20 protein-coding genes are annotated in these 18,286 nt (G+C 62.8%); 15 read left to right on the top strand and 5 right to left on the bottom strand.

From position 1 onward, the window contains the following. Positions 1-36 precede the first annotated feature (36 nt). The 11 genes from SPDO_RS15280 (at position 37) to rfbA (ending at position 12,094) form a co-directional block, all read left to right on the top strand. On the top strand, positions 37-1,137 hold the full coding sequence (locus SPDO_RS15280) for a DegT/DnrJ/EryC1/StrS family aminotransferase (RefSeq protein WP_088368388.1): 1,101 nt from the start codon (positions 37-39) through the stop codon (positions 1,135-1,137). Beyond that, complete coding sequence (locus tag SPDO_RS15275) at positions 1,134-2,258, top strand: DegT/DnrJ/EryC1/StrS family aminotransferase (RefSeq protein WP_158212218.1); 1,125 nt, start codon at positions 1,134-1,136, stop codon at positions 2,256-2,258. Before SPDO_RS15280 ends, SPDO_RS15275 begins: the two co-directional genes overlap by 4 nt. Positions 2,259-2,296: 38 nt before the next feature. Continuing rightward, a complete protein-coding gene (locus SPDO_RS15270; RefSeq protein ID WP_158212217.1) occupies positions 2,297-3,769 on the top strand; it encodes a lipopolysaccharide biosynthesis protein in 1,473 nt (490 codons plus the stop codon). 21 nt (positions 3,770-3,790) lie between these two features. Next, positions 3,791-4,963: a glycosyltransferase family 2 protein gene (locus SPDO_RS15265; RefSeq protein ID WP_158212216.1), complete on the top strand. Its 1,173-nt coding sequence runs from the start codon at positions 3,791-3,793 to the stop codon at positions 4,961-4,963. 98 nt (positions 4,964-5,061) lie between these two features. Beyond that, positions 5,062-6,126 carry a GDP-mannose 4,6-dehydratase gene (gene gmd, locus SPDO_RS15260; RefSeq protein WP_088368384.1) on the top strand — a complete coding sequence of 355 codons (1,065 nt, stop codon included), beginning with the start codon at positions 5,062-5,064 and terminating at the stop codon, positions 6,124-6,126. A gap of 1 nt (position 6,127) precedes the next feature. Further along, positions 6,128-7,093: a GDP-L-fucose synthase gene (gene fcl, locus SPDO_RS15255; RefSeq protein WP_088368383.1), complete on the top strand. Its 966-nt coding sequence runs from the start codon at positions 6,128-6,130 to the stop codon at positions 7,091-7,093. 140 nt (positions 7,094-7,233) lie between these two features. Next, positions 7,234-8,502, top strand: a complete 1,269-nt coding sequence (locus SPDO_RS15250) for a sugar transferase (RefSeq protein WP_143559672.1) — start codon at positions 7,234-7,236, stop codon at positions 8,500-8,502. Positions 8,503-8,584: 82 nt separating this feature from the next. Continuing rightward, positions 8,585-9,145 (top strand): dTDP-4-dehydrorhamnose 3,5-epimerase, encoded by a 561-nt coding sequence (gene rfbC / locus SPDO_RS15245; RefSeq protein WP_088368382.1) that lies wholly within the window; start codon positions 8,585-8,587, stop codon positions 9,143-9,145. Between the two features lie 15 nt (positions 9,146-9,160). Continuing rightward, positions 9,161-10,213 (top strand): dTDP-glucose 4,6-dehydratase, encoded by a 1,053-nt coding sequence (rfbB, locus tag SPDO_RS15240; protein WP_088368381.1) that lies wholly within the window; start codon positions 9,161-9,163, stop codon positions 10,211-10,213. Between the two features lie 124 nt (positions 10,214-10,337). Next, a complete protein-coding gene (gene rfbD, locus SPDO_RS15235; protein ID WP_088368380.1) occupies positions 10,338-11,228 on the top strand; it encodes a dTDP-4-dehydrorhamnose reductase in 891 nt (296 codons plus the stop codon). After that, positions 11,225-12,094, top strand: coding sequence for a glucose-1-phosphate thymidylyltransferase RfbA (rfbA, locus tag SPDO_RS15230; protein ID WP_088368379.1), 870 nt, complete (start codon positions 11,225-11,227; stop codon positions 12,092-12,094). Before rfbD ends, rfbA begins: the two co-directional genes overlap by 4 nt. A 298-nt stretch (positions 12,095-12,392) precedes the next feature. On the opposite strand, the gene SPDO_RS17280 is transcribed toward rfbA, so the two are convergent. From SPDO_RS17280 to parA, 3 genes are read right to left on the bottom strand one after another with little or no spacing between them, the layout of a single operon-like run. After that, the gene (locus tag SPDO_RS17280) at positions 12,393-12,527 is read right to left on the bottom strand and encodes a hypothetical protein (RefSeq protein WP_281252607.1); all 135 of its coding nucleotides are present in this window, start codon (positions 12,525-12,527) and stop codon (positions 12,393-12,395) included. Between the two features lie 56 nt (positions 12,528-12,583). Continuing rightward, a complete protein-coding gene (locus SPDO_RS15225) occupies positions 12,584-12,892 on the bottom strand; it encodes a ribbon-helix-helix domain-containing protein (protein ID WP_088368378.1) in 309 nt (102 codons plus the stop codon). Further along, entirely contained in the window at positions 12,889-13,542 is a 654-nt protein-coding gene (gene parA, locus SPDO_RS15220) for a ParA family partition ATPase (protein ID WP_088368377.1), read from the bottom strand. Before parA ends, SPDO_RS15225 begins: the two co-directional genes overlap by 4 nt. A gap of 113 nt (positions 13,543-13,655) precedes the next feature. Here parA and SPDO_RS15215 point away from each other — a divergent pair, with 113 nt between their 5' ends. Then, a complete protein-coding gene (locus SPDO_RS15215) occupies positions 13,656-13,901 on the top strand; it encodes a type II toxin-antitoxin system ParD family antitoxin (RefSeq protein ID WP_088368376.1) in 246 nt (81 codons plus the stop codon). Positions 13,902-13,961: 60 nt separating this feature from the next. After that, entirely contained in the window at positions 13,962-14,204 is a 243-nt protein-coding gene (locus tag SPDO_RS15210) for a type II toxin-antitoxin system RelE/ParE family toxin (protein ID WP_211280106.1), read from the top strand. Between the two features lie 288 nt (positions 14,205-14,492). On the opposite strand, the gene SPDO_RS15205 is transcribed toward SPDO_RS15210, so the two are convergent. Continuing rightward, the gene (locus tag SPDO_RS15205; RefSeq protein ID WP_088368375.1) at positions 14,493-14,855 is read right to left on the bottom strand and encodes a VOC family protein; all 363 of its coding nucleotides are present in this window, start codon (positions 14,853-14,855) and stop codon (positions 14,493-14,495) included. Positions 14,856-14,938: 83 nt separating this feature from the next. Further along, positions 14,939-15,322 carry a hypothetical protein gene (locus SPDO_RS15200; protein ID WP_088368374.1) on the bottom strand — a complete coding sequence of 128 codons (384 nt, stop codon included), beginning with the start codon at positions 15,320-15,322 and terminating at the stop codon, positions 14,939-14,941. A 270-nt stretch (positions 15,323-15,592) separates the two neighbouring features. On the opposite strand from SPDO_RS15200, the gene SPDO_RS15195 reads away from it, so the two are divergent. Together SPDO_RS15195 and SPDO_RS15190 are read left to right on the top strand one after the other, a co-directional pair. After that, the gene (locus tag SPDO_RS15195) at positions 15,593-16,663 is read left to right on the top strand and encodes a hypothetical protein (RefSeq protein ID WP_245829565.1); all 1,071 of its coding nucleotides are present in this window, start codon (positions 15,593-15,595) and stop codon (positions 16,661-16,663) included. 217 nt (positions 16,664-16,880) lie between these two features. Then, positions 16,881-18,071, top strand: coding sequence for a DUF2252 family protein (locus SPDO_RS15190; RefSeq protein ID WP_088368406.1), 1,191 nt, complete (start codon positions 16,881-16,883; stop codon positions 18,069-18,071). The last annotated feature ends 215 nt before the right edge of the window (positions 18,072-18,286 follow it).

Genomic DNA, 18,286 nt, shown 5'->3' with positions numbered 1-18,286 from the left:
GGAAACGGCATTGTCGACAGGAACTATCGCGTCGCCATGAACCAGCGCACTATCCCCCTCGTCAAGGTCGGCATGCCGCCATCCGACGTGCTGATGCCAGCGCTGAAAGCCACGCTTTATGGTGGCATGATCGCCGAGGGCGAGCAGGTTTATGAGTTTGAACGGCGCTGCGCCGTCGCATTTGGCTTACCGCATGTGCTCGCCATGAGCAGCGGCACTGGCGCCCTGCATGCATCGCTGCATTTCGCCGGCGTATGCCCCGGTGACGAGGTGATCAGCACGCCGATCACGGCAGAACCCACCAACGTGGCAGTGCTTCAGGTGGGTGGCACCGTCGTATGGAGCGACGTCGACCCGCGTTCCGGCAATGCCGATCCGTCCGCTATCGAACGGGCCATCACACCGCGCACCAAGGCGATCCTGATCGTTCATTATGCGGGTTATCCGGTTGATATGGTGGGCGTGATGGAGGTCGCACGTCGCCACAACATCCCAGTAATCGAGGATTGCGCGCATGCCGTGGGCGCACGCAGCGCCAGCAAGCCAGTCGGATCCTACGGGGATTTCGCCATTTTTTCATTTCAGGCGATCAAGCACATGACCACCGTCGATGGCGGTCTGCTGGCCTTTCGCGATGAAGCGCTGGAGGGCGAAATCAAGCGTTTCCGCTGGTTCGGGATGGACAAGGGCGTGGCGCGCACCAGCCTCGACGTGTCCAGCGTCGGTTGGAAATACAACATGAGCAACGTCGCAGCGACGATCGGCCTGTGCCAGCTGGACGAGATCGAAAGCCGCATCGCCGCGCATGTCGATAACGGCCGCTATTTCGACCATGCCTTTGCTGGCATGCGCCATGTCGCACCGGCCCATTTCCTTGCCGATGACCAGCCGAGCTACTGGCTTTACACTTTGCTGTGCGACAACAGCGATGCTGTAGAAAAGGCGTTGCAAGAACAAGGGATTGCCGCCTCCAAGCTGCACCGCCGCAACGACCTGCATTCGCTGTTCGCCCGCTCCCAGCGTCCGCTACCCGGCGCAGACGAATTTGCCCGCCGCTATCTCCATATTCCGGCGGGATGGTGGGTAACGGCGGAAGATCGCGATCGCATTATCTCCATTGTGGAGCGAGCCGTATGAGCGCCGCTCAAGCCGCAATCCCGCTGTACTCAACCGGACCAATGCCCGAAGCGGACGAGGCTGCAATCGTTACGTTGCGGTCGGGCCAGATCGCTTCGGGTGCCAATGTAGAAGCGTTTCGGTCCGCGCTGGCCGACACAATCGATAACCCTGCGGTGGTCACAACAAGCGACATGAGCATGGCAATCACCATTGCGCTTCGTCTAGCGGGTGTCGGGCCGGGCCATGAAGTGATCGCATCTCCCTTTGCCTGCCTGTCGACGAATGCCCCGATTGCCCTTTCAGGCGCGCGCCTTCGCTGGGCAGATGTTGACCCCGCAACAGGCGCAATCGACGTGGGAGATGTTCGTCGCCTGATCGGTCCGGCAACCAAGGCTGTGGTAGTCTATCATCTTGCAGGCTACCCCGGTCCGGCTCGCGAGTTGGCCGCCCTGTGCCAAGAGGCAGGCATTGCGCTGATTGAAGATTGCGACAACGCGTTGGGCGCCACCCGTGACGGGCGACCAGTTGGTTCTGACGGCGATCACGCGATCTATTCCTTTTACCCCAATCGCCAGGTCAACGGGATAGAAGGTGGCGCGATCGCCTCGCGCAATCCCGCCGACACGGCGCGAGCGGCACGTCTGCGGCGCTTCGGGATCGATCCCGTCCGTTTCCGCGCAGCAAACGGTGAGATCGCTGATGATGCGGACGTGACGGAGATCGGCTGGTCGGGCTCGATGAGCAACCTCAATGCGGCGGTTGCAAAGGCTCAGATTGCGGCGCTTCCCAATCGTCTCGCGGGTACGCGCGCCAATGCCCGTCAGCTGGAGCAAAGGCTGGCCGACATTCCAGGGATCACGCCGTTTGCCGCACTTCCCGGCGCGGATCCGGTCTACTGGGGATTGATGGTGCGCGCCGCACAGCGCGACACTTTGCTGATGCGCTTGAAAGAAGCCGGGGTGCTCGCCTCGCTGCTTCATCAGCGTAACGATCGTTATTCGGGCATGCCGGCCGAGCGGCGGACATTACCCGGCGTGGACGAGATCGAGCGCGATGTTCTGGCCATCCCGTGCGGGTGGTGGCTGAAGCCAGCCGACCTCGACCGTATCGAAGAGGCCGTGGCAACCGCGCTACGATGATGCCGCATCTAGCTGGACGGTTTGGAGCGGCATTCGACATGGCGTCGGTGTTCGCCAGCCGAATGGGTGGCATCCTTGTCAGCTTGATCTTTATTCCAATCTACACGCGGCTGCTGTCCCCTGCTGAATTTGGCGCAGTGGCGCTGCTCCTGTCGCTACAGGCGTTTTTCCTCGTGTCCGACCTTGGGTTGGCAACAATCCTCGCACGCGACACGGCAATCGCGCGCGGCGATCAGGTGGCGCTTGCCGCGGCCACACAAGATCGGCGTCGCGGCGAAATGATGGTGGCCGTGCTGGTGATGCTGGTCGCGCTGGTTGCGCTGGTCGTGATCGCGCTAGGCGGTGGGCCGGATATCTTGCGCGACGGTATTAGAACCATCGTCAGCACCGCGCTGGTCGCCTTGCTGGTGTTGCTCAACATCTCGCAACTGTGCCTCAATGCTTTGGGTCATTATCGCCTGACCGGATTGCTGACAACATCAGGGACACTCGCGCGAGCGGCAGTTTCCGCGATCGTTCTTGCACGCGTCGAGGCAAGTGTAGATGCGTTTTTGTGGTCGCAGTTTTTTGTCGCTGCGCTTCATTACGCAACAACGCGGGCCGCGCTCGACCAACGGTCCGGCGCCGTTCCGCACAACCTCGCCCAATTATTGGATCGCGCCGCGCTGATACGACTTCTGGTGCGCTGCAAACCTGTGATGGTCTACACGCTAGGCGGTGCTGCGGCGTTGAATCTGGACAAAACCATCCTCGCCACACTATTGCCGATCCGGCTAACTGGCTGGTACTTCCTTGCTGCCACGTACGCGATGGTACCGATCGGTATTCTATCCGGTCCCCTTAACCAATATTTTGCACCGCGCGTTGCGCATGCCGAGGCAAGTGGCGACACGGCGGCACGCTGGCGGCTAGCAGCGGCGTTTCAACTGTTGTTACTGCCTGCGGTTGTGCTGCCGGCCTTTATCCTCATCCGCGAGGCACCGCTGCTGATCCCATTGTGGCTTCATGGCACACCAAACGCACCGCAAATCGCGTCGCTTGCCACCATTCTGCTTGCCGGCACCGCTGTTGGGGCAACAGGCTATTATCCGACCACGTTCCTGATCGCGGTTGCTGACAACCGCTTTTTAGCACGACTTTCAGCCATATCCGCAGTGATTGTGCTGGGTGTGGCGGCAGCATGGGCTGCAGCAGGGTCGCTGATCGGCGTTGCGGCATCCTATGCCATATTCCATGCGTGCGGCTGCATCGTTCAATGGTGGCGGCTGCGACAACACTGGAGCCGCATCCAATATCGCACCTTTTTGCTGACCTGCTACCTGATGCCCGCCGCTGCGATGCTGTTGGTGTGTCTGATTGGCTGGGCATTGGCGGGGATGTTTGCAACGGGCTGGGCTCGCGCTGCGATTGAAGCAACGGTGCAGCTGCTGCTGGGCGGTGGTGCGATGGCAATCCTGTCACGTTGGTGTTACCGGCGCAGCGCATCGCTGCATCGTCCAATCCTTGCGTAGAGTAAGCACCCCGTGCCTTTGTTGTCGATCGTCATTCCCACTCATAATCGCCAGCATTATGCGGCCATTACTGCCCGCAAAATCGTAGCGGAGTGCCCCAACGCCGAAGTGATTGTCAGTGATACAAGCGACGAGGAAACGCTTCCTGGGCTGTTAGGTGACCTCATGACGCACCCCCGGCTGACCTATGTGCGCCAGCCGTTAGGAATTGACGTAGTAAGCCACTTCGAGGCTGCCCTGCATAAAACGCAAGGCGATTATGTCTTCTTTATTGGCGATGATGATTGCGTCGGCCCGCATATCGAGGCGGTCGCTCAATGGGCCCGCGAACAATCGATCGACGCAGTTATCAGCTATCGCAACAGTTTCATTGCCAACTATTATTGGCCGGGCATTCGATCAAAATATTATGGTGACCAATATGCCGGAAAGCTGTTCTTAAATCGGTTTTCGTCACGTGCCTGGCGCCTTGATGCCGGAAAGACTGTCAATGCAGCTTTGCGTGATCTCGGCCGCGGCTTGGGATCAATGCCGCGCGCCTATCACGGTCTTGTTGCGCGAGCATTGATTAACCAAGTAGTTTCCAAATATGGCACATTGTTCGGAGGCGTAAGCCCGGATATCTATAGTGCCATTCTGATTTCAAGCGAAGCCAAGAATCCTTGGTGCGTTGACTTTCCTTTTTGCCTGCCCGGCGGGTCGGCTCCCAGCACGTCAGGTAGTGGTGCTGCGCGATCTGATACGCCGCGCTTACGCGAACACCCTCATATTCGACCGTTCCGGAACTTAACTTGGGATCCGCTGATCCCGGAGTTTTACTCGCCTTACAATGTTTGGGCTTATTCGGCGAAGAAGGCTGTAGATCGCTTGGGCGACACACGTTTACGACCTAATTTTCCTCGGCTTTATGCGTGCTGCCTTCTGTATGGGCGCAACTACGGAGATGCGGTCGCAAAGGCGATTTCCAACCATGCCGAGATGTTCGGGGGTTTGCGTACCTATCCGGCGATAGCGCACGAGATTGCTAGGGAAGTGGCATTTCAGGCGCAACGGCTAGGCCGCAGGGTCTTGAATCCAAAGGCTGGGGGATCAGCGAAAAGTACCGCCGAACTGGAGACGATCGCTGACGCTTATGATGCGCTGCGCGATCAGTGCCTTGCCGTTAAGGCCGCTCCTATCCTCCACCAACCATGATGACATTAACTGACATGGTTGCAATCAACTACTTCTCTCGCTGGCTCATCAACGGTTAATCGCGGTATTCGCCGGCACTTTACTGGAAACAGGATATCATGGCTCAAAAAGTTGCGCTGATTACGGGTATTACAGGTCAGGACGGCGCCTATCTCGCCGAACTCCTGCTTGCCAAGGGCTATGAGGTTCATGGCGTGAAGCGGCGCTCGTCGTCATTCAACACGGGGCGCATCGAGCATATCTATCAAGATCCGCATGAGCAGAATGCACGCTTCCACCTGCATTACGGCGATCTGACAGACTCGACCAACCTCATCCGACTGGTGCAGCAGACCAAGCCTGACGAGGTCTACAATCTTGCCGCGCAGAGCCATGTCGCAGTGAGCTTCGAAACGCCCGAGTATACCGCCAACGCCGACGGGATCGGCACGCTTCGCCTCCTGGAGGCGATCCGTATCTTGGGCATGGAGAAAACCTGCCGCTTCTACCAGGCGTCGACCTCGGAGTTGTATGGCCTGGTGCAGGAAGTGCCGCAGCGAGAGACCACGCCCTTCTACCCGCGCTCACCTTATGCCGCGGCGAAACTCTACGCTTACTGGATCGTCGTGAACTACCGCGAAGCGTACGGTATGCATGCGTCGAACGGCATCCTGTTCAACCATGAAAGCCCGCTGCGCGGTGAGACTTTTGTCACACGCAAGATCACGCGGGCGGCCGCGGCGATCAAGCTGGAGCGGCAGGAAAAGCTGTTCCTTGGCAACCTCGATGCCAAGCGCGACTGGGGCCATGCGCGCGAATATGTCCGTGGCATGTGGCTGATGCTGCAGCAGGACGAGGCGGACGATTACGTGCTGGCGACGGGCGAGACGACGCCGGTTCGCACCTTCGTCGAATGGGCCTTTGCCGATGTCGGTATCACCCTGCGCTGGGAAGGCGAAGGTGTGGACGAGAAGGGCTATTGCACCGAGACGGGCAAGTGCCTGGTCGAGGTCGATCCGCGCTATTTCCGCCCCACGGAGGTTGATCTGCTGATCGGCGATCCGACCAAGGCCAAGGAAAAGCTCGGCTGGGTGCACGAAACAAGCCCGCGGGATCTAGCACGCGAAATGGTGATGGCCGACCTTGACGTGATGAAGACCGCACCGATCGGCAAGGGCGCCTGAGATGATCGGCCAGCCCTATGATCTTGCCGGCAAACGCGTGTTCGTTGCCGGGCATCGCGGCATGGTGGGCTCGGCCATCGTGCGCCGGCTAGCCAGCGAGGGGTGCACGATCCTCACTGCCGGCCGCGCCGAGCTCGACCTCAAGGACCAGGCCGCGGTGCGCGCCTGGTTTGCGGCGAACAAGCCCGACGCGGTGTTCCTGGCCGCGGCAAAGGTGGGCGGCATTCTGGCAAACGACAGCTACCCGGCGGACTTCCTTTACGACAACCTCATGATCGAGGCGAATATCATCGAGGCGGCGCACGTTCATGGCGTGGAGAAGCTGCTGTTTCTCGGCTCGTCGTGCATCTACCCCAAGTTCGCGCCCCAGCCGATCACCGAGGATGCGCTGCTCACGGGCCAGCTGGAGTCGACCAACGAATGGTATGCGATCGCGAAGATCGCCGGGATCAAGCTGGCGCAGGCCTATCGCCGCCAGCACGGGCGCGACTTCATCTCCGCCATGCCGACCAACCTGTACGGGCCGGGCGACAATTTCGACCTGCAGTCGAGCCACGTCCTACCTGCGTTGATGCGAAAGGCGCATGAGGCCAAGCTTGCGGGCGCAGCGACAATGGAAATCTGGGGTTCGGGCAGCCCACGCCGCGAGTTCCTCCACGTCGACGATCTTGCCGACGCCTGCGTTTTCCTGATGCGTACCTACTCGGGCGAGAGCCACGTCAACGTCGGGTTTGGCGACGACGTCACAATTCTGGAGCTGGTGCAGATGGTGACTGAGGCAGTAGGATTCACTGGAGAGATCGTGCGCGATCTTAGCAAACCAGATGGAACCCCGCGAAAGCTGATGAGCGCGGACAAATTGCGCGCAATGGGCTGGTCTCCTGCCAAAAGTCTCAGAGACGGAGTGGCAGAAACATATCAGTGGTTTTTGAAACAAGAAGGTCGAGAACGTCGACTGGAGCTGTAGTGAGCAATACGAGGGAATCACTGATTATTGTCAGAATAAGATGCGAGTGCCGCATATTTTTAGATTTCACTAACGCCATCCGACAATAAGAACGCACATCCCTCGGGTTTGCTGATAGAGATTAAAGAGTATTATGTAGCATGGTCACGCAAAAGTTTGGCTCTCGGGAGTTGCAGTCTGCTATCCTGTACATTGTTGGGTATGCCGTTCTGTTTTCGGCATCCTACATTATGCTCTTTAACTTTTCTGAAGGCGCACAGCAGAGTGGTGATCTTTTACGTTTTACGGCGCTTTGCGGGCTAATTGCCACAATCGCGGGAAAAGCCCTACTAGGGAGCATTACCCGCTATCCAGGCGTCGAAACTAACTCCTACGTACTTCCGACTTTTTCCGCAACATTTGGCATATTGTTGCTGTTCCTTATTTTGGGACGAATGGAATATAGTCGCGCGCTTCTCCTCAGCAGCTACGCATGCGCGATTATCTGGTCGTACATTTGGAACATTTTGCCAGGACGCCGCAGAACCCTACGCATTGGAATTGTGCCACATGGCAACTACCCTCTCCTTCAGCAGTTAGATGGCGTAACTTGGGTTTTGCTGGAGCATCCCGACCAAGATGTCACCACGTTGAATGCTGTTGCATTGGATTTGCGCAGCGATCCTGGTGACATCTGGGAACGCCGACTGGCAGACTACGCCCTTTCGGGACTTCCAGTTTATCATAGCAAGCACCTAATAGAGTCTATGACTGGCCGTGTTGAGCTGGAAACTCTTTCTGAGAACAGTTTTGGCACTCTGAGTCCTATGTCTGCCTATATGACTATCAAGTATGCGATAGATTGGGTCATGGCGCTTTTTTCCATATTCATACTAGCGCCTCTTCTAGTTCTGATTGCCGTGTTAATCCGCTTAGATTCAGCTGGACCATCGATCTTTCGCCAAACTCGTATTGGTTATCGCGGTGTACCATTCACCGTTTATAAATTTCGAACGATGACGACCAAACCACTGGCCGGCACCGACGACAGATCACAGGCCATGACACAGACGGGCGATAAGCGGATTACACGACTTGGCGCTGTGTTGCGCAAGTCCCGCCTGGATGAACTGCCCCAGCTGTTCAACGTGCTGAAGGGCGAGATGAGCTGGATTGGCCCTCGACCTGAAGCTGACGTCCTTTCGCGATGGTATGAAACGGAAATCGCATTCTATCGCTATAGGCATACTGTTCGGCCGGGAATCACTGGGTGGGCACAAGTAAATCAGGGGCATGTTTCCGAAATAGAAGACGTTCTTAGCAAGCTTCATTACGATTTTTATTATATCAAAAACTACTCGCCATGGCTAGACATTCTAATTGTAGTAAGAACTGTTGGGACAATGATAAGCGGATTCGGCTCTAAGTAGCCATTATTATCACTATATAATCTATTGCGTTGTTTTGGAGATAAAAAAGACATCTTTGTGCCTCGTGATGTATGTTCACTTTATGAACCCCGTCCAACTCATCCGCCCCCGCCGTTTCGGCGACAGCCGTGGCTGGTTCACCGAGGTGTATTCGGAGCCTGCCTTCGCCGCGCTCGGCATCACCTGCCAGTTCGTGCAGGACAATCACTCGCTGTCCGTCCCCCCGTTCACCTTGCGCGGGCTGCACTTCCAGACCCCGCCGCGCGGGCAGGACAAGCTGGTGCGCTGCATCCGTGGGCGTATCTGGGACGTGGCGGTCGATGTACGCAAAGGCTCGCCGACCTACGGCCAGTGGGTCGGCGCGGAGCTTTCCGCCGAGAACGGGCATCAGCTTTTCATCCCGATCGGCTTTGCGCATGCCTTCGTCACGCTCGAGCCCGATTGCGAAGTGACCTACAAATGCTCGGATACCTATGCGCCCGAGACCGATGGCGGGATCCGCTGGGACAGCGTCGGGATCGACTGGCCGATCCCCGCCGGCACCATGCCCGAATTGTCGGAAAAGGATCGGAAACTGCCGGGCCTCGCTGATTTCGACAGCCCCTTCCCCTACGACGGCAATCCGCTCGCCCCGCTCGCCTGAAGGACCAAATACCCCATGCGTATCTTCGTCACCGGCGGGGCCGGCTTCATCGGCTCGGCGCTCGTCCGGCACCTGATCGAGAACACCGAGTACGAGGTGCTCAATTTCGACAAGCTGACCTATGCCGGCGCCCTGTCGACGGTCGAGCGCGTCGCGCAGTCGAACCGCTACCGCTTCGTCCAGGGCGACATCTGCGATGCCGATGCCGTCCGCGCCGCGATCGCAGAGTTCCAGCCCGACGTGATCACGCACCTCGCCGCGGAAAGCCATGTCGACCGTTCGATCGACGGCCCGGGCGCGTTCATCCAGACCAATGTGGTCGGCACCTACACGATGCTCGCCGAGGCGCGCGGCTATTGGCAGGGCCTCGAGGGCGAGGCGAAGGCGCAGTTCCGCTTCCACCATATCTCGACCGACGAAGTGTATGGCTCGCTGGGTGAGGATGGCCTGTTCACCGAGGACACGCCCTACGATCCGCGCTCGCCCTATTCGGCGTCCAAGGCGGGTAGCGACCATCTCGTCAGCGCCTGGGGCCACACCTTCGGGCTGCCGGTGCTGATCACCAATTGCTCGAACAATTACGGGCCGTATCACTTCCCCGAAAAGCTGGTGCCGCTGATGATCGCCAAGGCTTTGGACGGCGAGCCGCTGCCGGTCTACGGCAAGGGCGATCAGGTGCGCGACTGGCTGTTCGTCGAGGATCACGTCCGCGCGCTGCAGGCGGTGTTCGAGCGCGGTGAGCTCGGCCGGACGTACAATGTCGGCGGGTTCAACGAGAAGCAGAACATCGAGGTCGTCCACACGATCTGCGGCATCCTCGACCGGCTGCGCCCGCGCGCCGACGGCAAGCCCTATGCGACACAGATCACCTCGGTCGCCGACCGGCCGGGACACGACAAGCGCTATGCGATCGACGCCACCCGCATCGAGCAGGAGCTCGGCTGGCGGCCTGAGGAGACGTTCGAGACCGGGATCGAGAAGACGGTGCGCTGGTATCTCGACAACGAGGCCTGGTGGCGCCCGATCGTCAAGCGCGGCGCGGCGCAGCGCCGGGGTGTCGCGGCGTGATGGCCTCGCTCCCCCCGTCATGCCGGCCCTGTGCCGGCATCCAGGGTGCCGCAAACCCAGCGGCCGGTGATTGTGCGGCCCGCTGGATGCCGGGACCAGCCCGGCATGACGAAGGATCTTCCGCATGACCCGCGCCATCCTCGTCACCGGCGGGAACGGCCAGCTCGGCACCGAGCTTCAGCGTTGCGCCTGGCCTGACGGCTATGAGGTCGTCGCGATCGACGTCGCCGATCTCGACCTCACCGATACCGGCGCGATCGCCGCCAAGGTCGCGGAGCGCGAGTGGGCCGCGGTGATCAACGGGGCGGCGTACACGGCGGTCGACAAGGCGGAAAGCGACGTCGTCACCGCCTGGGCGGTCAACGCCATGGCCCCGGCCGCCTTCGGCGAGGCCTGCGCCAAGGCCGGCATCCCGATGGTCCAGGTCTCGACCGACTATGTCTTTGCCGGCGACAAGGCTGGCGCGTGGGAGGTCGACGATCCCGTCGCGCCGCTCGGCGTATACGGCGCGTCGAAGCTGGGTGGCGAGCTGGCGGTACGCACCTCGGGCGCGCGGCATGTCATTGTGCGGACAGCGTGGGTCGTCTCGGCGCACGGCAACAATTTCGTGAAGACGATGCTGCGCGTCGGTGCGGAGCGCGACACGCTGATGGTGGTCGAGGACCAGCATGGCACGCCGACCAGCGCGGCGGATCTGGCAAGCGCACTGATGGCGATCACGCTGCGGCTGGTCGAGGACGACAGCGCGCCGACCGGCACGTTCCACTTCTCCAATGCCGGCCCGACCACCTGGGCAGGCTTCGCGCGCGAGATCTTTGCGCAGAGCGCCAGCCGCGGCGGGGCATCGGCCGCGGTGAAGGGCATCCCCACCAGCGACTATCCGACGCCGGCCAAGCGCCCGGCCAATTCGCTGCTCAGCCACGACGCGATCGGCGCGGCGTACGGCATCGCGCCGCGTTCCTGGCAGGACGCGCTCAGTGACATTCTCGACGAACTGATCGGAGCCAACAAGTGAAGGGCATCATTCTCGCGGGCGGCTCGGGCACGCGGCTTCACCCGGCGACGCTGGCGGTGAACAAGCAGCTGCTGCCGGTCTATGACAAGCCGATGATCTATTACCCGCTGTCGGTGCTGATGCTTGCCGGCATTCGCGAGGTGCTGATCATCTCCAGCCCGGAATATCTGGACAATTACAAGCGCTTGTTCGGCGACGGCAGCGCACTGGGTCTCCAGATCAGCTATGCCGAGCAGCCCAAGCCCGAGGGGCTGGCGCAGGCGTTCACGATCGGCGCGGACTTCATCGGCGATGACAATGTCGCGCTGGTGCTGGGCGACAATATCTTCTTCGGCGCGCATCTGACCGACCTGCTCGCGAGCGCGGTGAACCGCACCGAGGGCGCGACGGTGTTCAGCTACCGCGTCGAGGATCCCGAGCGCTATGGCGTGGTCGAGCTCGCCGAGGATGGCCGCGCCGTCAGCCTGGAGGAAAAGCCGAAGAACCCCAAGTCGAACCATGCGGTTACGGGCTTGTATTTCTACGACAATCGCGTCGTGGAGTTCGCCCGCAACCTCAAGCCGAGCGCGCGCGGCGAGCTGGAAATCACCGACCTCAATCGCCTCTACATGGAGGCTGGCGACCTCTTCGTCGAGCAGATGGGGCGCGGCTATGCCTGGCTCGATACCGGCACGCACGACAGCCTGCTCGAGGCGTCGGAGTTCGTTCGCACGCTGCAGCATCGCCAAGGCATCCAGATCGCGTGCCTGGAGGAAATCGCCTATCTGCAAGGCTTTATCGGCAAGGACGAGGCGATCGCGGCCGGCGAGCGGTTCAAGAAGACCGCTTATGGTCGCGCGATCCTGAATGCGGTGAACGACGGGTAAGCAACGCAACTACGTTGTAGTACGGGCGTTGAATAAACCGGCCCTTAAGCAGCGCGGTGACAGTGTTGCGAAGGGCGGTGTTGGCGTCGCACGTCAGGTGAGGAGACACGGCCCGGAGGTCAGCAGGAGTTCGACCAATGGACGATGTTGCACGCACCCCGCCGCTAACCGGACTTGTTGTCGCCACGCCGCTGTCGCTGGCATTATGGGCGATGATCGTTTTGCCGTTGCTTGGCTGAACCGGCCGGGAATCAATGATGCGCGCCCGGTGGCTGATCCGGGCGCCCGCTTGCCGCGATCAATGACCGTAGCGTTTGATCCCCTGCCGGCGCAGCTTCATGCGGCGGCGCTTTTCCCATGACCAGCCGGCGAGCGGCAGGCCGATGATCGCCAGCAATGCAATAAGCCCGTAGGCAATGAATTCACGTTCCATCCGTTAACTGTACCTTTTAATCTATCCGCGCGGCCATTGCATTGGTCCGTCGTGGATCACTCTCCAATCGGGCTTTCGCCATACTTACGTAGCACATCGTTGAATGCTTCGGCCATTAACGCCTGCAGGCTTTTATCCTGCCGGCGTGCGAGCATATGCATGGCAAAGCTCATCTCCGGCGTAAAGAAGCCGGCGATCTGCTTGCGCCCGATCCGGCTTTCGGGGCGGCCTTCCGAGCGCTCGGCCCGGCCCTCTTTCGGGGTTATCTCGGCCGCCTTCCGGATATGTTCGGCCTCGGATGCGGGGGCTGCGGCCTCCGCCGTTTTGGCGGTGCGCAGATTGGCGAAACTGGGCTTGCGGCTCATGAGCGGCCTTTCGGAAAACGCGGTGTCGGCAAGTCTAGCTGTCGACATGTCCACTTGTACAGCGCGCGCATCTCGTCCGCGGCGCGGCCCGCGGGCTCGGCCTCGGTGACGGTGCGCCCCTCGGCCGAGGCGTGGCGATAGGCCGCGCGATCGGGCAGGATCACCGGCGCTGGCGGCGTGCCGTAGCTGTCGACCAGCTCGCCCGCCTCGGCATAGACGCGCGGGGCGTTGGGCGGCCCGGCGGTGAAGACGACGAAGGCGGGCTTGCGCAAGAGCTGCACCAGCTTTGCGGTCGTCTGGATCGCGGCGAGATCGAACGCGCTCGGGCGGCACGGGATGAGCACGAGATCGGCGACCTCCACCGCGGCGCGCGCGGCGCTGTCGGCGTGGGGCGGCGTGTCGATCACAATCAGCTCGGCCCCCTGCCCCGTCGCCGCGGCGACCTTCGCGGCGAGCCGCGGCGGGGGGCTGTCGATCACCTCGGGCGGCTGATCCTGGCGCCACGCGGCCCATTGGCTCGCCGTCGCCTGCGGATCGGTATCGATGATGAGCGACACCCGCCCCGCCTCCTGCGCGACGGCGGCAAGGTGGAGCGCGAGCGTCGTCTTCCCCGCCCCGCCCTTCTGGCTGATGATCGCGATTGTCGGCATGGCGACGGCGGTACATGTCGACATGTTGGCTTGTCGAGATGTTTTGGCGGGAAGTGCTGGGCATCAGCGCATCATGCTATAGTGCACCGATAGTATGATTTGAGAGGCGCGCCATGGCCGTCGTTCGCAAGACCATCACGCTGACCGAACAGCAGAATGCCTGGATCGCGGCGCAGATCGATGCCGGTCGTTATACCAACGACAGTGAGGCGATCCGCGACCTGATCCGACGCGCGCAGGAGCGCAGCGCCGCCATCGAGCAACTGCGCGACGCGCTGATCGAGGGCGAGGAAAGCGGCGAGCCGGCGCCGTTCGATGTTGCTGCATTCAAACGCGCAAAAATCGCGCAGCATGGCTGAATACCGGCTGTCCCCACCCGCGCAGCGCGATCTGCACGCGCGCAGCGCGATCTGGACGCCTTGTTCGATCACACCGTCATCCGCTGGGGGCTGGCCCAGGCGCTGGATTATGCCGATCTGATCGCGGCGGCTTGCGCGGCGCTTGCCGCGGCACCGCTGCGCGCGCCGGGCTGCGACCATATCCGGCCGGGCTATCGACGCCGCAGCGCCGGGCAGCATGTTATTTACTTTCGGCCAACCGATTACGGGATCGCGGTGATCCGGATCCTGCACCAGCGCATGGACGCCGGGCGGCATCTATGAGGCGAGCGCGGGTATAAGGTGAGCGCGGGCGGCCGGATTACACCCTATCGACTGCCAACCGCGACTGCCGGCAAGCTAACGCTCCGCCGGGTTTGATCCCGGCGTCCAGCAGCCCCCCGCCCCCGACCCGCACAGGGCGGCGTCCGGGGTAGGCGAGCGCGGGCGGCAAACGGCGAGTGTGCCAAGGGCGTTTCGCGACTGGGCTCCGCCGCGCCGGAGCGGTTGGGTGGGCGGGATGTCTCACGCGGCGCGGCGATCTGTCGACCTGTCGACACGTCGGCCTGTCGATCAATCTGGCTCCATCAGTTCGAGGCGATTGCCAAAGGGGTCGGTGACGTAGCGGCGGGTGTAGCCCTCGAGCGGGGCGTCCTGGGTCACGCGAAAGCCCGCGGCTTCGATCCGGGCGAGGAGCATGGGGAGGTCGGTGACGAGAAACGCCGGGTGTGCCTTGGTCGCGGCGCGGAAATCCTGCTCGACCCCGAGGTGCACCCGGAGCGGCCCGCGCTCGAACCAGCATCCGCCGCGCGCGGCGAGATGCGGGGGCTTGGCGACCTCTGGGATGCCGAGGACGTCGGCATAGAAACGCCGCGCCGCCCCCTCCCCGCCGGCCGGCATGGCCAGTTGAACGTGATGAAGCGCCTCGATCCGCATGGTGGTTCTCGCCCGTGCTTGCTGCCGTTGGTGGCTTTACCCCCGTTCGTCAGCCTTTGCCGAAGAAAGAGCGCAGCGCGGCGCTAATTGGCGTGAAAGAAGGGGCCGGTGCAGGCGGGCGGCAGCGGGGTGGCGAGTCGGTCTGGCGGGGTGTCGCTGCCCCCTCCCCCCAGCGTCACGCGCGATCCCGGCGCGTAGCGGCGACCGTCGGGGGTGACGACGACCTGGCGGCGCCCCTCGCTGACCAGGCGGGTGCCGCGCGGCCAGACGACCAGGGCATCGCCGAGGCGGATGCAGCCGTCGCGCCGCGTCAGCGTGCCCGTGGCCAGCGCGGTGAGCAGGATTGTCGGATCGAACGCGCGGGTCGCCAGATATGGGGCAGCGGGCGCGCCGGCGTGAGGGGCGGCGCAGCCGGTCTGAAGGGCGGCGCAGGCGAGCAGCGCGGCGAGTGGGCGAAGCGCGGTCATGGTGGTTCCTGACTATCGCACCGCCAACCCTGGCGCGACTGTTCGCGCCATAGCGCGAGCCACCCGGCGACGAACACGCCAAATCCCATCGCCACAAATGCCAGCCGCTCCGGTGCGGTGCTGAGAAAGCGTTCGATCGGGCAAAGCACTCGGTCGGATCGCCCGCCTTCTCGCCCTTCCCCGTCGCGCTGCTTGACGAGGCCGGCCGCGATCCGCACCCTCGCGCTGTCGACGCATGGTCTTGATCCGGCGGTATAAAGGGGGATGCAGATGCGGGCGGTGATGACGATCGTGGCGCTTACCCTGGCAACGCCGCTGGCGGCGCGCGATCTGGCGGTGCCCGCCGACAAGGGCTGGCAACATGCCGCAACCGGGCTGATCCTGACGGCGCGGCTCAACGGCATGCCGCGCACGGCGCTGCATGACACGACGCAAAGCGAGCATGATGTGACGGCGCAGTTCGAAACGCCCGATCAGGGCATCATCGCGACGCTGTACCTCTTCAAGCCGGCGATCGCCGACACGGCGCTGTGGTTCGACCGGGCGCGCACCACGCTTGAGGCGAACGGCGCCTTTGGCCGGCTGACGCCGGCCAGCGCGACGCCGATCGGTTTCGCCGCGGGCGGCGCGGCGGGCAGCGCGCCGGTCGCCGCGTCGCTGCGCCAGACCTACGCCGCGACGGACGGCCCGTTTCGCAGCACCACGCTTGCCGTGATGCCGCTTGGCGACTGGATCGTGGCGGTCCGCATGAGCGCGAAGAGCCTGGACGCCGACCAGCTCGATGCGCAGCTCCTGCAGCTGATCGCCGGCATCCGCTGGCCCAAGGCGCGCCATGAAACACCCGAGACCTACCCCGGGGGCGGCACCGCTGCGATCACGGCGGTGCCGATCGCAGCCTGCCCCCGCCCCCTCACCTTTCGCAAGGCAAAGCAGGTGAAACCGGACGGCGCAGCGGTGCTGATGGAACTGGTCGGCAACATGGCTGCGCAGCAGCAGGTGGCCGAGGGCAAGAAAAAGCCCGAACCGCCGCGCCGCTGGTGCCGCGAAGGGGACGCCAGCGTCGCTTATGGCGTGTACCGCGCCGATGGGAATGAGGCACGCTATGTCATGGCGCTGGGCGATTCCGGGCGTGTGATCTCGGTTCACCCGTCGCTCATGGGCCAGGTCAACAACAGTGGCACCTATGCGGTGACGCTGACCGATGTGGACGGGCGGGTTCAATCCTTTCCTTCGTTCTCCGCGCTCCCAGCGCCCGCGCAGGTGTGGGCGATGCTGAACCGGGGCGCGCCCAGCATGTCGGCCAAGGGCAACAAGGTGCTGGTCGATCCGAAAGCGCTGTAAGCGGGCGAGGAAAGACTGTTGATCGACAACGCGACATGTATGGGTGTAGCGGTGTCGATGTGTAGACACAGCGCGCCGCCTGCTCACTTGCCCACCCACCTTGTCTCCTGGTCCTCGGAGCAGGTGCCGGCAAGCACAGGGGATGTAGTGCGCGTGGAACGGACCGGCCGGCGCATTGTTCGGCGGGGATGATCTTCTTTCCCTCCGCTTTCCGCTCTTGAGCAAGGTCGCCCCGGCGGAGCGCCACGCCGTTCTCGTCGCGCAGCGCGATCGCAAGATGGCGCGCTCGGCGCACGCCTATGTGCGGGGCAATACCGCGCAATTCTACGACTGGCTGGCCGCGGCGCCGGTGGCCATTCCCGACGGGCCCCCGGTGTGGATCTGCGGCGATTGCCACCTCGGCAACCTCGGCGCGATTTCCGACGGGGGCGATGGGCTGGCGGTGCAGATCCGCGATCTCGACCAGGCGGTGATCGGCAATCCGGCGTTTGATCTCATCCGGCTGGGGCTGTCGCTGGCGACCGCGGCGCGCGGCGCGGACCTGCCGGGGATCGCGACGGTGCAGATCCTCGATGCGATGCTGGAGGGCTATGCCGCAGGGATCGCCGATCCGGTGCATGGCGATCCGGGCGCCACGCCCGATGCGGTGAAAAGCGTGCGGCGCCGCGCGGCGGGGCGGCGCTGGAAGCACCTGGCCAAGGAACGGCTCGACGGCGACGAGCCCGAGCTGCCGCGCGGCAAGAAGTTCTGGGACCTGGAGGCGGCCGAGCGCGACGCGCTGGGCGAATTGTTCACCCGCCCCGACGTGTGCGACATGGTGCTCTCGCTCAATCCCGCCAATCGCAAGCGGCGCGTGCGGCTGGTCGATGCAGCCTATTGGATGAAGGGGTGCAGCTCGCTGGGGCTGCGGCGCTATGCCGTGCTGCTGGCGCTCGATCGCACCGACCGGCGCGCCGATTACGCGCTGGTCGACATCAAGGAAGCGGTCGCCTCGGTCGCGCCGGCGGACGATCCCGCGGCGATGCCCAACCAGCCGGCCGAGCGGGTGCGGCAGGCGGCGTGCGCGCTGTCGCCGTTCCTCGGTGGGCGATTGCTGCCGGTCGAGATGCTGGGCGGATCCTTCTTCATCCGCGAGCTGGCGCCGCAGGATCTGAAGATCGAGGTGGAGCAATTCTCGCGCGGCGAGGCGGTAAAGGCGGCGCGCTACCTCGCCTTCGTGGTGGGCGTGGCGCACAGCCGGCAGATGGACGCATCGACGCGTGAAGGCTGGGCGGCGCGGCTGGCGGCGGACACCCAGGCCGCGCGCGGCGACACGCCGACCTGGCTGTGGCGCAGCGTGGTGGTGCTCGCCGGGCAGCACGAGAGCGGCTACCTCGACCATTGCCGCAGGGTGGCGCTGGCGGGGTGAGGGGACGTGTGTCGGGGTGTCGGGGTGTCGGGGTGTCGACACGTAGATTTGTCTAACTGCCGACAGCTTGAGCGCTGATGACAAGGGAGTGCTGGCGGAGGTTGGAGGCATGTCGGGGTGTCGACATGTCTGAAAGCATGAGCCCCGAATGAGCGCGCTTGGGTGGAAGCAGAATGTCCGTTTTTCGGAAAGCCGCTAAGCACCGTCTGAACGAC

This window comes from Sphingomonas dokdonensis (assembly GCF_002197685.1).
In the GTDB taxonomy this organism is placed as follows: Bacteria; Pseudomonadota; Alphaproteobacteria; order Sphingomonadales; family Sphingomonadaceae; genus Sphingomonas; species Sphingomonas dokdonensis.
This window is presented reverse-complemented; position numbering and strand designations above follow the sequence as displayed.